The 13589-nt window shown below is 46.8% G+C and carries 16 protein-coding genes; 12 read left to right on the top strand and 4 right to left on the bottom strand.

Annotation, left to right across the window (positions count from 1 at the left end; all coding sequences use genetic code 11):
- Positions 1-199 precede the first annotated feature (199 nt).
- Both KIV40_RS20610 and KIV40_RS20605 read right to left on the bottom strand, forming a co-directional pair.
- Complete coding sequence (locus KIV40_RS20610; RefSeq protein ID WP_285351081.1) at positions 200-502, bottom strand: hypothetical protein; 303 nt, start codon at positions 500-502, stop codon at positions 200-202.
- 50 nt (positions 503-552) lie between these two features.
- Positions 553-1221, bottom strand: a complete 669-nt coding sequence (locus KIV40_RS20605) for an NAD(P)H-dependent oxidoreductase (RefSeq protein WP_285351080.1) — start codon at positions 1219-1221, stop codon at positions 553-555.
- A gap of 254 nt (positions 1222-1475) precedes the next feature.
- On the opposite strand from KIV40_RS20605, the gene KIV40_RS20600 reads away from it, so the two are divergent.
- From KIV40_RS20600 to KIV40_RS20585, 4 genes are all read left to right on the top strand, one after another.
- Positions 1476-1577: a LysR family transcriptional regulator gene (locus KIV40_RS20600; protein WP_285351078.1), complete on the top strand. Its 102-nt coding sequence runs from the start codon at positions 1476-1478 to the stop codon at positions 1575-1577.
- Between the two features lie 14 nt (positions 1578-1591).
- Positions 1592-1795 (top strand): hypothetical protein, encoded by a 204-nt coding sequence (locus KIV40_RS20595; RefSeq protein ID WP_285351076.1) that lies wholly within the window; start codon positions 1592-1594, stop codon positions 1793-1795.
- A 2-nt stretch (positions 1796-1797) separates the two neighbouring features.
- Positions 1798-2031: a LysR substrate-binding domain-containing protein gene (locus KIV40_RS20590; RefSeq protein WP_285351074.1), complete on the top strand. Its 234-nt coding sequence runs from the start codon at positions 1798-1800 to the stop codon at positions 2029-2031.
- A gap of 96 nt (positions 2032-2127) precedes the next feature.
- Positions 2128-2373 carry a DUF3297 family protein gene (locus tag KIV40_RS20585; RefSeq protein WP_005374689.1) on the top strand — a complete coding sequence of 82 codons (246 nt, stop codon included), beginning with the start codon at positions 2128-2130 and terminating at the stop codon, positions 2371-2373.
- A 105-nt stretch (positions 2374-2478) separates the two neighbouring features.
- Here KIV40_RS20585 and KIV40_RS20580 read toward each other — a convergent pair whose 3' ends face one another.
- Positions 2479-3042, bottom strand: a complete 564-nt coding sequence (locus KIV40_RS20580) for a cysteine hydrolase family protein (protein ID WP_021018342.1) — start codon at positions 3040-3042, stop codon at positions 2479-2481.
- A 309-nt stretch (positions 3043-3351) separates the two neighbouring features.
- On the opposite strand from KIV40_RS20580, the gene KIV40_RS20575 reads away from it, so the two are divergent.
- The 6 genes from KIV40_RS20575 (at position 3352) to KIV40_RS20550 (ending at position 10104) form a co-directional block, all read left to right on the top strand.
- Positions 3352-4101, top strand: a complete 750-nt coding sequence (locus tag KIV40_RS20575; protein ID WP_285351072.1) for an ABC transporter ATP-binding protein — start codon at positions 3352-3354, stop codon at positions 4099-4101.
- Positions 4088-6613, top strand: a complete 2526-nt coding sequence (locus tag KIV40_RS20570; RefSeq protein ID WP_285351070.1) for an ABC transporter permease — start codon at positions 4088-4090, stop codon at positions 6611-6613. The genes KIV40_RS20575 and KIV40_RS20570 overlap by 14 nt, the downstream gene beginning before the upstream one ends.
- Positions 6613-7752: a lipocalin-like domain-containing protein gene (locus tag KIV40_RS20565; RefSeq protein ID WP_285351068.1), complete on the top strand. Its 1140-nt coding sequence runs from the start codon at positions 6613-6615 to the stop codon at positions 7750-7752. The genes KIV40_RS20570 and KIV40_RS20565 overlap by 1 nt, the downstream gene beginning before the upstream one ends.
- 77 nt (positions 7753-7829) lie before the next feature.
- Positions 7830-8681 (top strand): helix-turn-helix domain-containing protein, encoded by an 852-nt coding sequence (locus KIV40_RS20560; RefSeq protein WP_134977170.1) that lies wholly within the window; start codon positions 7830-7832, stop codon positions 8679-8681.
- A gap of 86 nt (positions 8682-8767) precedes the next feature.
- The gene (locus KIV40_RS20555) at positions 8768-9286 is read left to right on the top strand and encodes an MATE family efflux transporter (RefSeq protein ID WP_285351066.1); all 519 of its coding nucleotides are present in this window, start codon (positions 8768-8770) and stop codon (positions 9284-9286) included.
- A gap of 47 nt (positions 9287-9333) precedes the next feature.
- Positions 9334-10104, top strand: a complete 771-nt coding sequence (locus KIV40_RS20550; RefSeq protein WP_375164873.1) for an MATE family efflux transporter — start codon at positions 9334-9336, stop codon at positions 10102-10104.
- A 62-nt stretch (positions 10105-10166) separates the two neighbouring features.
- Here the strand turns inward: KIV40_RS20550 and KIV40_RS20545 are convergent, their stop codons facing one another.
- A complete protein-coding gene (locus KIV40_RS20545; protein ID WP_285351063.1) occupies positions 10167-11522 on the bottom strand; it encodes a sphingomyelin phosphodiesterase in 1356 nt (451 codons plus the stop codon).
- Positions 11523-11823: 301 nt separating this feature from the next.
- Here KIV40_RS20545 and KIV40_RS20540 point away from each other — a divergent pair, with 301 nt between their 5' ends.
- The gene (locus KIV40_RS20540) at positions 11824-12090 is read left to right on the top strand and encodes a DUF2999 family protein (protein ID WP_285351061.1); all 267 of its coding nucleotides are present in this window, start codon (positions 11824-11826) and stop codon (positions 12088-12090) included.
- 342 nt (positions 12091-12432) lie between these two features.
- Positions 12433-13530, top strand: coding sequence for a YdcF family protein (locus KIV40_RS20535; RefSeq protein WP_228175840.1), 1098 nt, complete (start codon positions 12433-12435; stop codon positions 13528-13530).
- Positions 13531-13589 lie beyond the last annotated feature (59 nt).

Here is a 13589-nt window from a genome sequence, read left to right as displayed (position 1 = left end):
AAGTCACTTGGGTATATATTTTTTGTTTCAACGAACCTATTTTATAGGAAACAAAAAGCTGGTCACTCGTTCAAACAAGTGATGGGATGAATGCGAGACACAGTAAAAGATTTAAACCAGTTTCGGGCTTTTGTGATTCAAGGCGAAAATTTGAAGAAAATCACGGCAAAGAGTGATTTTCATGGTCCCCTTTCTCTTCTTAAATACACAACATACTGCGAATGATTCTGTGTGCTTCTGCTAAGTCGTCGAGACTACCAGATGCAATCACTTCTAGTGGTTTTCTGCCTTCAAAGAACACGCTTTTACTTACGCTGTTCATAAAGGTTTTGCGCGCTTCTGGTTGACGAAAAAGAAGCTGTAAACACTCCTCAATTGCTAAGATATGCTGCTCACGTTGCCTCGCTTCTTGTTCATCCATATTGCTTGGTAGTATTTTGGCGATTTGGTTCTTATTCGCGCCCCAACCAATCAGAGTTTGATCTGTTTTTTCTGAGTTCATAGTAGACTCCCAACTAAGTTGAAAAAGCCGATTTCCTTGTTCAGAAGAATTTAGTAATGACCGATTTTGATCGAAGGTTCTTCAAAGATAAACGTGAGTCGCTCCGCGTAATTGTCTAGCTCAGCTTCACGCTCATTTTCCGTTTTTCTTGCTGGGCCAAACACCTTATGCGGTCTAAGCACAGAAAAACCATTGAACTCAAATACACCGCGATGAATTGGGCGAAGAATCGCATCTAAATCACCATTCCAACCATCTTTAACATACGCCTCTTCTGGACCACCAATGGTGACACTAACCATGGCTTTTTTGCCTTTGTAAACGCCATTTTCATAGAAGCGACCGCCGCCATAAGTGCGCCCCATTGCAAACACACGATCCACCCAACCTTTGAGCATAGCTGGCATCCCAAACCACCAAAGTGGGAACTGGAAGATCACCAGATCACACCATTCGAGCTTTTGAATTTCAGCCTCAATCTCGGGGGCGAAACCATCGTTATCGGTCGCGTACATCTCTTCTAACTGCTGTTTGAAGAACTCTGGATCGTTAGCCGTAGTGAAGTTATGGCGACCTGAAACAGGATCAAAGTTCATCGCGTGTAAGTTCGATGTTTTGACCTTATGCGCTGCACCTTCTAGAGCTTCGATCGCCTTTTGGAACATTGCGCTGTTAAAGCTCTTCGGCTCTGGGTGCGAATAAACAATAAGTACATTCATTATTTTCTCTCCAATAATTCAACAATCTCGACGTGGTGGTATTCTTTAGCGAGCTCGAGTTGGATTACGCCTGTACCCTACTCAATTAATCTAACAAACTGCTCATAGTGATTATCGACAAGACTTTGGTGCAATACTGGTAAGTTCATAATAACCTCGTTGCTACTTCGTTTTTCTTCAATAGCGAAAGTATTGAACAAAATTTTATTACCCGCTAGATTGCAAATAGTTACCTTTAAGGTGAGTAAACATTCATGAAATCACTTCCACCCCAACTTCCTATCTTCATTCAAGTTGCTAAAAACGGCAGCTTTGCCAAAGCCGCTCGTGCGCAGTGGGTATCTGCACAGCCATAAACCAAGATTCACGCTTGATTACTCGTCCTTTACTTACTCTAGACGTCGGTATCTACGCCTCTCCCGATTATTTGCAAAAGTACGGCGAACCGAAGAGCATAGAGACGTTAAGCCATCACAAATGTTTGCCTGTTCGCTCACTCACAACCGGACGTTTCCGTTACTGGCGAATCAATGAAGGGGCAACGCAAAGCTCTATGAGCTTAGTGTTCATCTGATCATGAATAACTTCGCCGCAGCGAAACAAGCCGTTCTGGCTGGACCGGGGATCGCCATGCTAGGCAGTTGGTTATTTAAAGAAGAATTGCGCCAGCAGACCATCGTCCCTATCTTGCAGCCTTATTGGGGAGAACCTGTCACCATCTGGGTCTATTATTCTTCAAGGCAGTACTTACCCAATCGAGTTCGTTTGCTTATAAACTACTTGATCGAAAACATACACCGTGTTGCCTAAGGAAGGATGTCATTAAACGCGATGAGAATCCTTGAACACTCGCCTTGCACTGACTACAATGGCGCACTTTTTCTAATGACTTCAAGGTCACACAAAATGACAGATACAGCTAAACCAGCTCTACCAGATCGCCTAGCGGGTAACCCACGTAGCCCATTCTTCATCAAAGAATGCTTCGAGCACCAAATCGGTATTCGTATAAACGGCCAAGAGCGTACTGACGTAGAAGAATACTGCATCAGCGAAGGTTGGGTAAAAATTGCTTCTCCTAAAGCAAAAGACCGTTTCGGTAACCCAATGCTTATCAAGCTAAAAGGCGAAGTTGAAGCGTACTACGTGTAAGCCGTCCTCAATTCAAGAAAAAGCCCAACGCTTTAAATGCGTTGGGCTTTTTTTGTCCTTTTACTGAGGTGCGTGTTGCGCCCCAATGTAAGCCACGAACACCCGTTAGTTCGCTAACTCGAGCAGTTTTACTGAGCTGTCTACGTTGCAGTAACCAAAGCTTAGCGCTGCCATAAATGCGGCATGCACTTGCTTGGCTGGTACTTTCACGCCATCAAATTCTAAGTCTAGCGTCGCACAAGCGTCGTGAGCGACGTGACATTCATACCCTAAATCTACGGCGGCACGTGAGACTGCATCAATACACATGTGGCTCATCGCTCCAACGATCACCAACCTCGTGACATTCTCATCATCAAGAATGGCTTTCAAATCCGTATCTCGAAAGCTGTTGATTTGATGCTTTAGCACCACAGCCTCACCTTCGATAGGTGCGACACTTGAGTGAATTTGCGCACCTTCAGAATTAGGTAGGAAGAACGGCGCTTCCTCTGTTGGAAACTCGTGTCTTACGTGCACAACGGGTAACCCTTTTTGGCGAAATGCTTCAAGCAGTTGTGCTGCGTTCTCTGCCGCCTCTTCTGTGCCTGACAGTGGCCATTTTGCACCTGAGTAGCTTGGGTAGTAGTCGTTTTGAAAATCAATCAATAACAATGCAGTTTTAGACATTCTTCTCTCTCTTTGTTTTGTCTGTGGCTGATGGGTGTATTGTGCCGATGATTCGCCGCACACACCCATGGCAAAAATGACATAAAACAAGCCAAAAGCGACAAAGTGAGATTTAAGCCGATATTATGCTTCTAACCAGAAAGAAAACTTATGTCCTTATCAATCCACTTAGCCAGCTATGCAGTACAAGTTGTTAAGAAATCGATGTAAATCTCTGTTTTTATCTGATTGTTGTCTAAAGTTTTTATAGAACTTACTCAAATAGCCGCTGCCAAAAGAAACGACATCTTTTGATTGTAAGGAGAGGAAATGGAAAGCCCACTTGTCACACTCAAACACGCCAGTAAAAGCTTTGTCGATGGCAAAGAGACACATCGCGTGTTGGAAGGGGTCGACTTTACGTTGAACACAGGAGCGAGTGTTGCACTGACGGGCGCAAGTGGTAGCGGCAAAAGTACCTTACTCAATCTCATCGCTGGCTTTGAGCCACTTTCCGATGGTGAGTTGTGGCTAGACGGCGATAACACGGCGGCTTGGAAAGACCCACAATGGAGCCGATTTCGCCACCAAAAACTCGGCGTTACTTTTCAGCAATTCAACCTCTTAACGCCTCTTGACGTGAAGCAAAACATCGCCTTCCCTCTGCATTTGAATCAACAGAAATGGGATAACTGGTGCGATTACCTGGTCGAAACGCTGGGCATCAGCCAACTTCTCGACAGGCATGTTTCTGCTCTTTCAGGCGGTCAACAACAACGCGTCGCTATTGCCCGTGCACTTGCCCACAAACCCAAACTTCTGCTTGCCGATGAGCCCACAGGCAACCTTGACCAAAAAGCAGGCTTAGAAGTGATGAAACTGCTCAGTGAAGTCACCACCCAAGGCAATACCGCCGTGCTCTTGGTGACACATAGCCCTGAGTGTGCCGAGTTTATGCAAACCCCGTTACGCTTAAAAGATGGGCGTTTGAAGGATGGGAGTTTAAAAGATGGGCGTTTACAAAACGGACTGGCGCAAAATCAGCACGATATAAATGAGCAACATCATGAAGCAAGCTAAGCTATCAAACACCAGATTCACTCATACCCGACTCGCCCTGAATCTGTTTGTAGCGCACTATCGGCAGGCGCCACTGCAAGCCGCCGCAATTCTGATCGGTATCGTGCTGGCTGTGACCTTGTTTGTTGCGGTACAAGCCATCAACCTTAATGCCAAGCGCAGTTATGCGGAGTCTACCGAGCAGCTTAGCGCACAAGCTCAGAACTTAATTATTCCACCAGCAGGGCAACACTATCTGTCCGAATCGCTCTACTTCACCCTTAGACAAAACGGACTCAGTGCAGCGCTACCAGTAATCGAAGGGCGAGTGAGAGATGAACAAGGGCGTCGCTGGTCAGTACAAGGCAGCGAGTTGATTGCCGCTATCTCTTCGCGTTCTCGGTATTTTGCAAACGTAAAGTCATCAGAAAACCAACAGAACGTCTCTTTGTTCGACAATGCTTTGCCTTTGCCTGAGCTTTTGGCTGGCAAGCCAATCGTGATGATGAGTCAATCTCAACATCAAAATCTAGGAGAGGCGGAAACCCTAACTCTGGACGACATTCCAACCCAAGTGGTGGTGCTACCCGACGAATGGCAGTTAGGTAGCCGAATGTTGATGGACATTGGCTTTGCCCAGCAACTGCTCAACAAACAGGGACAGCTCAGTTACATTGCGGTTTTCCATTCGGGTGATAAAGGGAATAAAGACACGCAAGCAAATTGGCAAAGCATCATTGGTGAACAAGGACAATGGATTTCCAATAATCAAAGTACAGACCTTGGCTCGCTGACCGACAGCTTTCACCTCAATCTCACAGCAATGAGCTTACTTGCCTTTTTAGTCGGGCTGTTCATTGCCTACAACGGCGTAAAATACAGTTTGCTGAAACGCAATCGTCTGTTAGTACAAATCCAACAGGCAGGTGTTGCGCCGAGCATTGTGTTCTCTGCGCTGTTAGTTGAACTCACTATTCTCGTTACCATCGGTGCTTCCCTCGGTTTTGTATTGGGCATGCAGCTCAGCCATTGGTTACACCCGACCGTGGCACTAACGCTTGAACAACTTTACGGCGCGACACTGCTGCCCGGCACTTGGCAGTGGCAATGGTGGGCGCAAGCATTGCTGCTCACGTTAGCCGCAACCCTATTGGCATGTTGGCAGCACTTTAAACAGCGAGTGCGCCAACCGCTCTCCTCTCATGGTGGATTTTATCAAGCACCTGAAGCCTCTAACGAAAACCAATTGTTCGTGATAGGTGCTGCGTTGACGACTCTCGCACTCGCAGGGTTATGGCTGAGTGAGCATCACCGCTTCACCATGGCGTGGCTCGGCGTGCTTGTAGTGTCGATTCCTTTGTACCTACCCAAAACACTCAGCGTCTTAGCCAATTGGTGTGAGAAGCGCACCAATTCCGGTTTGATGCGGTATCTGTTTGCTGAGCTGCGCGAGCTGATTTCTCCGCTTTCTCTCGCCATGATGGCACTGCTACTCGCCGTTACTGCCAATATGGGGATGAACACGCTAGTGGGAAGCTTTGAATCCACCCTAAAACAGTGGTTAGAACAAAGGCTACACGCCGATATTTACGTTAGCCCTGCCCAAGGAGAAATCGTTGATGTAGAGCGCGCATTAGGACAGTTCGACAATGTTGAGACCGTCTACAAGCAATACTACGTCGACGATAACCTGCAAGGTTTACCGATTTTGCTTGGCACCAAAGACAAAGACACCTTAGAGCAAACCATGGTGTTCAAATCGCATTTAGAGAACTTCTGGTCACGTTTTTACCAAGGTGAGTTAGTCGCTATCAGTGAACCAACCGCGGTCAAACTGGGTTTATCATTGGGTAGCGAGCTCACGCTTCATGCCATTCCAAATAACAACCTACTTGTGGGTGCGGTATTCCATGATTACGGCTCACCCAACGGTGAAGTCTTATTAGCACCCAAATTATGGCAAGAGAGCGGATTTACCGACTTGCCAACAAGCCTCGGCATTAAAGTTTCAGGTGACCCACAAATCGTCTACGAGCAACTGCGCGAACAATTGAATCTGCATCCAAGTCAGCTCTACGATCAGGCGCAAATCAAATCCATCGCGTTGGATATATTCTCGCAGACCTTCGCCATTACGCGCGCACTCAACGGCGTGACGTTGATGGTCGCGGTGATTGGTTTGTTCAGTGCTTGCTTCATGTTGCTCGACGCGCGCAAAGCCGCCATTGCAAGGCTGTATGCACTTGGTGTTAGTCGGCGCAAATTAATGACCATGGTGGTCGGACAGATCGTCGCTTTGGTCAGTTTTACTCTGGTTATCGCCCTGCCCCTCGGAGCCATGGTGGGTTATGTGCTGACAGACATCGTCACCTTGCGCGCTTTTGGTTGGAGCTTAAATTATCTGTGGAATTGGAGTGACGCCCTCAGCATTGCTGCAATCACCATCTTGGTGGCAGTGATCGCAACCTTGATTCCGCTGTGGCGATTGGTCAGTAAGCCTGTCGTGTCCAGTTTGCAAAGCGAGGTGTTGTGATGGTTCGATTGGCAAGCAAACTTACTCTGCTCATAAGCAGTTTATTCCTGTTCGGTTGTGAAGATGCCCAACAAAAAAATATGGGCACGCAAAATATGGGCACGTTGCTGGGCAGTGGAGATATGCAAAGCGAGAGCAACCCATTCACACCCGTGGAAAACGGTGTCGAACTGACCTTCCCAGCAGACCATCAAGCACACCCGAACTTTCGTCATGAATGGTGGTACTTAACCGCCAACTTAATCGATGAAGACGGCAACCCACTTGGCGTTCAATGGACACAATTTCGCTTTGCCGCTGCGCCGCCGTCACCACCACCGCCAAGGGGCGAAGATGACGTGAAGAAAACCGAGTGGCAAACCAAGCAAATCTACATGGCGCACAGCGCGGTCACTACAACGGACAAACACTACGCAGATGAAAAATGGTCACGCGAACAAGTATCTCTAGCCGGCGTCGACACTTCACCATTTCGAGTTTATCTCGATGATTGGCAGTGGACCTCTTCAACCAACGACCTCTTCCCTGCCACGCTAACTGCCAATTCAGAGCAGTTTGGCTACTCACTCAAACTGACCAGCAGCGCACCGTATCAAAAGCAAGGCGAACAAGGTTACAGCACCAAAAGTGCCGATGGTCAGGTGGCTTCGTATTACTACAGCCAACCGTTTATTGATGTCTCCGGTGAAGTTACGATCGACGGCAAGACCCATCAAGTATCCGGCAAAGGTTGGATAGACCGAGAGTGGAGCTCGCAGTTCTTGCTCGATTCACAACAGGGCTGGGACTGGTTTGCTCTAAGGTTGAGTGACGAAACCAGCTTGGTAGTGTTCCAATTGCGGGATTCCAAAACCGGAGCAGCCAGTTACGCCAGCGCAAAGCGGATGCAGCAAGATGGCTCTGGCATCGCCATTTCTCAAAAAGACATTCAGTTAAAGGCAACCAATCAAACAGAAATCCAAGGGCGAAAGTATCCAACCCAGTGGCAAGTGTCGATTCCAAATCAGCAAATTGAGCTTACCGTTTCTGCTCTCAACCCGAACGCGAAAATGCCGCTTTCTGTGCCTTATTGGGAAGGCCCAATACGTATTGAGGGCTCTCATTCTGGGACTGGCTACATGGAACTCACTGGCTATTAGTCAAAATAAAAGCCGTGCACGATATAAGTCATTCGATTAATAATAAAGCCATTATCTCCACGAACGGTTGAAACTTCATGAGCAACATCACTCTGCCTATTCCAAAATTACAGCTCATTTTAGGAGAGCCGTTCAGAGCGCTCGAGTTTTCAGGCATACAAGAAGCACCGTTTATCGAGCCTCATCGTCACGAGTACTGGGAAATCGTGTGGTGTTTGGATAATAGCGGAACGCAGAGCATCGATTTCATCGAATACCAAAACCGCCGCGGCCGTTTATTTACCATTTCACCGGGGCAGGTTCACCATTCTGAGTTTATGGGCAAAAGCGTTCGCATGTTGATCTTCAGCCCCGGCTTCGCTGAAACTAATCCACGCAGCACGCAACTGGTGAATAGCGTATTTTCTACGATTGATCGTCCACCGTACCTTGATTGCAACGAAGAGGGTCTTCCCTACCTAGAATCGATTTACACACTGCTCCAAGAAGAATGCGAACGAGAGGCGTGCGACTGGGATCTTGTAGAATCACTCCTCAACAGTTTTCTACGCTATGCATTGCGCTTTTCTAAAAAGCCATTCCAAAAAGGGGAGCAGAAAGATGCTCGCATTGTTCAATTGATCGAATTGATTGAACTGCATTATCGCGAACAAAAGAAATGCCAGTTCTACTCCGATGCCTTAGCGCTCACAAGCAAACGTCTAAACGAATTAGTGAAAGCCGACAGAGACAAGACGGTCACGCAACTGATTCATGACCGAATCATATTAGAAGCGAATCGAGAGCTGGTGTTTTCGACGAAAACCGTCAAGACCATAGCCTTTGAATTGGGCTTTGATGACCCTGCTTATTTCAGCCGTTTCTATCGAAAGCAAAAGGGCGAAACGCCTGCAGAATTTCGCCATCGATGTTTAGATAGTACAATATAAAGGGCGGATAATCCCTTTTATCCACGTTTAAATGTACCAATAATACCCGAAAATAAATTCATCACATTCGGGTATTTTTCTATTCCATGGCTATCAACCTAAACACTGATCCTATTTCAAAATCCTTTTATCAGTATCTATGGCCAGCGCTGACTGGCATGTTAATAAAATCCTTGTTCATAATGGGCGATACACTCATCGTCGGGATGGGCATCGGATCCGATGGAGTCGGGGCAATGGCATTAATTGTTGCGCCATTCTCCATTTTTACCGCCATTGCAATGATGGTTGGAATTGGTGGCGCCGCTAAAATGTCGATAGAAATTGGCAAAGGAAAATCCAGAGCCAGCCAAATCTGGTTTAGTCAATCAATCTTGCTCACAGCGCTGCTTTCGAGCATAACGGTTGGAGTTGGCATAGTCTGGCTAGATGAAATCATTGCATCAATTGGAGCCACAGGCTCTATAGCGAAACATGCTCACGATTATATGTCTGCAATGCTACCTTTTTCGTCGTCTACTCACTCGCTTGGGTTTTATCCTGCTTTGTACGCAACGATACAAACCCTAAACTGGCCACTTATGCCATGTCTTTTGGTGCGATAGCTAACCTAGCATGCGATTATTTTTTCATCATAAAAATGGGCATGGGAATGGCAGGGGCAGCCTATGGAACGGCAGTCGCACAAACACTAATTGCATTAATTTTGATCACTCATCTCGCCAGAGAGAAAGGCACGTTGAGGCTTAATTTAAAAGGCATCGGATTAAGTAAAGCGAAAGAAATTTTAACTATAGGTACACCGACTTTCTTTCTTGAACTCACATCAGCAATGACCATTATTTTGTTCAATTATGTCCTACTAAACCAGTTCGGTGAGGGCTACATTATCGCCTACGGTTTGACCACAAACGTTGGTATATTTGCCCTATTTGTCATGGTAGGCATCGCACAAGCATGTCAGCCAATCCTCAGCTTTAATCACGGAGCAGGGCGACCAGAACGCATTGACGAGATTCTAAAACTGGGGGTGAAAGCAGCCATGGGCAACGGTACGGTCTTTCTGTTAGGTATCTGGCTGTCGGCGCCACTGATTGCCTCGATTTACTTAGGTAATGCGAATGACTTAATCCCAATCGCCGCAAGCGCGCTGACGTTCTACTTCTTCGGCGTCCCTTTGATGGGGTTAAACATGGTGATTGCCAACCTGTTCCAAGCCATTGCCAAACCAAAACAAGCGACGCTTATTTCCTTATGTCGAGGGTTTGTGTTTGTTGCGCTAGGTGTATTGCTACTGCCTAAGTTTTTCCCGCAAGACGGCATTTGGGCAAGCATTGTCTTTGCAGAAACGCTCACCGCGGTGATCAGTTTGAGCATGTTGCTAAACTACAAACGTAAAGCCCTTTTACCCGCCTATTCTTGATATTAAATAAATCGGGCCTACAGACTTGCTGTAGGCCCGAATACATTGAGCAGAGCGCTTATTTAGTTACGTTCATCGAAAACAAAGTTGCCCACGACACTAAAGTGATCCGAGAGGTGCCACTCTCCCCATGTGTCTTCAGTGACTCGCTGTCTCAACTTAACGGTGTTGGTGTTTTCAAAAGCCCTGCGATGCTCAGAACTTACCAATACATAATCAAGGTACTCAGACTTTTCGCCACCAGAATAATTAGCCGATGCGTAAGCGTTGATCTTCGGCTCAAAGGTTGCTGGCGTGTAGCCCAAGTAAGCCGGAGGATCGACCTCAAGCGTTGCCAGCATCAGCAGGTACTCCATAAAGTCACTGTTTTTATCGATGTTGAAATCGCCAGCATAAATAACCGCCTCGTCAGCAGGAATCTGCTTGGTCAACATAAAGGTTCGCAATAAGCCAAGTTGCAAGCGACGTAACCGTTTTGCCTCTCGGGTATCAAAAGAGGCGAGGTGGGTGTTGAAGATATGGTATATCTCGCCGTTCTTATCGATTTTGGTGTATACAATCCCCTTATCCGCATAACAGTCTGTCCCTGAGCAATGATCAAAAACCAAAGCATCCGATTCTAAAATTGGGTATCGGCTCAAGGTCACCACACCACCATCGTACATTGCATTGCTATCGCCCCCAACCACGTCAGTTCGGTAAGGATACTCATCACTCAAAGCGTCAAACATCGGCTCTCTGTAGCTCGAAAATGCCTCTTGCAGCGCTAGCACATCGTAGCCAGACAGATTGTGCTCCATCATGGCTGCGCGGGCAGCGATGTCTGAAGAAACAGAAAGGATCATCCACAGATTATAAGTCGCGACTTGTAAGACATGCTCTCGATACTCCATGTCTGCAATGTCATGCTCGGCTATCACAAACTCAACGTCATCGAAACCAGAGGTATAAACGGCCTTTGCTCCAAACTCCGCATGACGACCATCGCCACGATTCACTTCCGTTACGTACGGGTCATAGTCACCTTTCAGTACAAGCCTTTTATATCCGTAAGATAGCGTCGTGCCTGCACCATGCCCAGCCAAACGAAGCTGTGCAATAGGTGTCTCTCTTTCTTCGACCCAGCCACCGTCTTGCCCATTTTGGCGATCTACATGCATGTAGTAGTCATAGGTCGCACCATTTACGATGCCGTAGTAACGGTTAAAGTCCGCCACCTTTACGCGCTCATACGGCAGGATAATGACTTGCTCGGAGGGCGCACGATACTGGTAACCATTTTCGACAGGCTCCGTGGTATCGACGACGAAATTCACACGTATTGCTTCACTAGTGCGGTTTATGTAATAAACAGAAGTAGCCAGTGCTTGGAACGTCATTGCCCACAACAAAGTGGCAATAGTCAATGTTCTCATCATTAATATTCCTTATTAGTTGTTACACATAGACTTACGAGTTCAAACTAAACCCAATATGCAACCAAGCGCAAAACAAAAGAAATAGAAATGTGCGATGTAATTTAATTGTGAATTAATTGTTATATTTATGTAATTTTCTTTCAGATTATGACCAGTTAATAACCCAATTAAAGCGATGCTCTCCTAAGTATCAGAAGCACGAAATATTGAGGGCCGCCAAATCCTCTCAATCACTACCATCCATAAACCCGACAGTGATAAACTCAGGTTCTATTTCATTCTGTGATTAAAAGGAAATGCGATGAACCCGATTATTGCGCTGCTAAAAGAGAACAACATCAGCGATGAGCAAATCAACGAGATTTTTCAGACTCTGACGCAAAACCCTCTAGCGGCAATGGCAACAATCAGCCAACTAGGCTTGCCACAAGACAAGCTACAAATGCTTATGGCGCAAGTGATGCAAAACCCTGCGCTAATCAAAGAAGCGGCAGACGAATTGGGATTGGATTTCTCAAAGGTTGAAGAAGCAAAAGAGAAGCTTCAAAGCCAAAACCAAGGCAACTAAGCCTTTGCCATTTAGCGCTGAATATAGAAAAGGCCGTTAACCCGAGCATGTGGGTTAACGGCCTTTTTTGTTGGGATGGCCTCCCACTCACACGCTTACTCATTCAAACATCCCCCTAACGCTGTTTATCTTTTAATCCAAATACTTAGAACACAAATTAATACATCGTCATTTTCGTGATCCTACTTCGCGTTTTGACCATACGTATTTAATCACTCGGTTGAGTTGGGATTCATTTCACAGATTATTCATGAACCGGACCTAGACTGACCCCATACATCGACTTTGTTCGAACTATAAAAACGCGAAACACTAGGTAATACAGCACCTCTAGGATACCCCATGAAGAAGAACTTACTTGCCATTGCTCTTGGTAGCGTGATTGCGCTGACGGCTGCCCCATACTCTATCGCGGCTAACGATGCTGCTGTCCAATCTTCCGCCGACTACTCACAGATCGTCACTAAACGTCAGGTTGTCGACCAACTTCTCAACGACGCCGTACAGGCATTCAAATCCCCTGCGCGTATCTCGCATGCGGGTTTTACCGCCAAAATGCCCAGCAACATGGAGATTGTTACCGACCGCCTACTAGAAGCCTACAAACTTGAGCCGTACCGCACTGATCTACTGATTTCTGCCGCCAACGCGCAGATCTACAACAAGAATGCGGACCGCGCGATTGAATTGTTTGAACAAGCCCTTTCTGTTGCGCCAGACGATGTGGATTTGCACGCTTACTTAGCGGTATGGCAACGCTTTGAGGGCAACCAAGCGGAATCAGCGAAACACATGGCGACGCTCACGAAGCTCAATGCAGGTAAAGCGGCAGACATCCAACGCATCTTCGACACCGTAGACCGCGTACTTGCAACACCACTAAAAGAGAAAGCCGACAAAGGCAAATTGGATGACAAAGGTGCAATCGTCACTTTGGGATACGCGCTGAACCCAGATGGTTCAATGCATCAAATCTTGGTTGAGCGTTTGGAAACCACGCTAGCCATAGCGAAAGCAAACCCAGACGCGTTGATCGTGTTGACGGGCGGCGTACCAAAGAACCACAAAACCGAAGGCAAGTTAATGGCAGATTGGCTGATTGAAAAAGGCATCAGCAAAGATCGCATCATTGAAGAAAACTACGCCACCAGCACGGTAGGTAACGCCCTATTCAGCAGCTACGCATTGGCACGTCATAACATCAAACACGCGACCATCATAAGCTCAGCGAGTCACGTGCGCCGAGGTCAAACCTTGTTTGAAATCGCAAGCTGGCAAACTGGCCCACAAGGCATCACTTTCGACACCGTAAGCTACCCAGACAAGCCACTGAAAGACTTAGCCAAAGCCAGCGATGGCGAACTGCTTGGTATCTACCGCGATGCACTGCGTACCTACGGCATGTGGAGCTACCGCTCTTACCCGCTAGAGTCGCGTTAAGAATTCTCGACTCATACCGATCAAAAAAAGCCTGCGTACTTGCCTGTCTCTTATACACA

The organism is Vibrio sp. D173a (assembly GCF_030248475.1).
The sequence above is the reverse complement of the archived record's forward strand: the minus strand, read 5'-3'. Positions and strand labels throughout refer to the sequence as shown.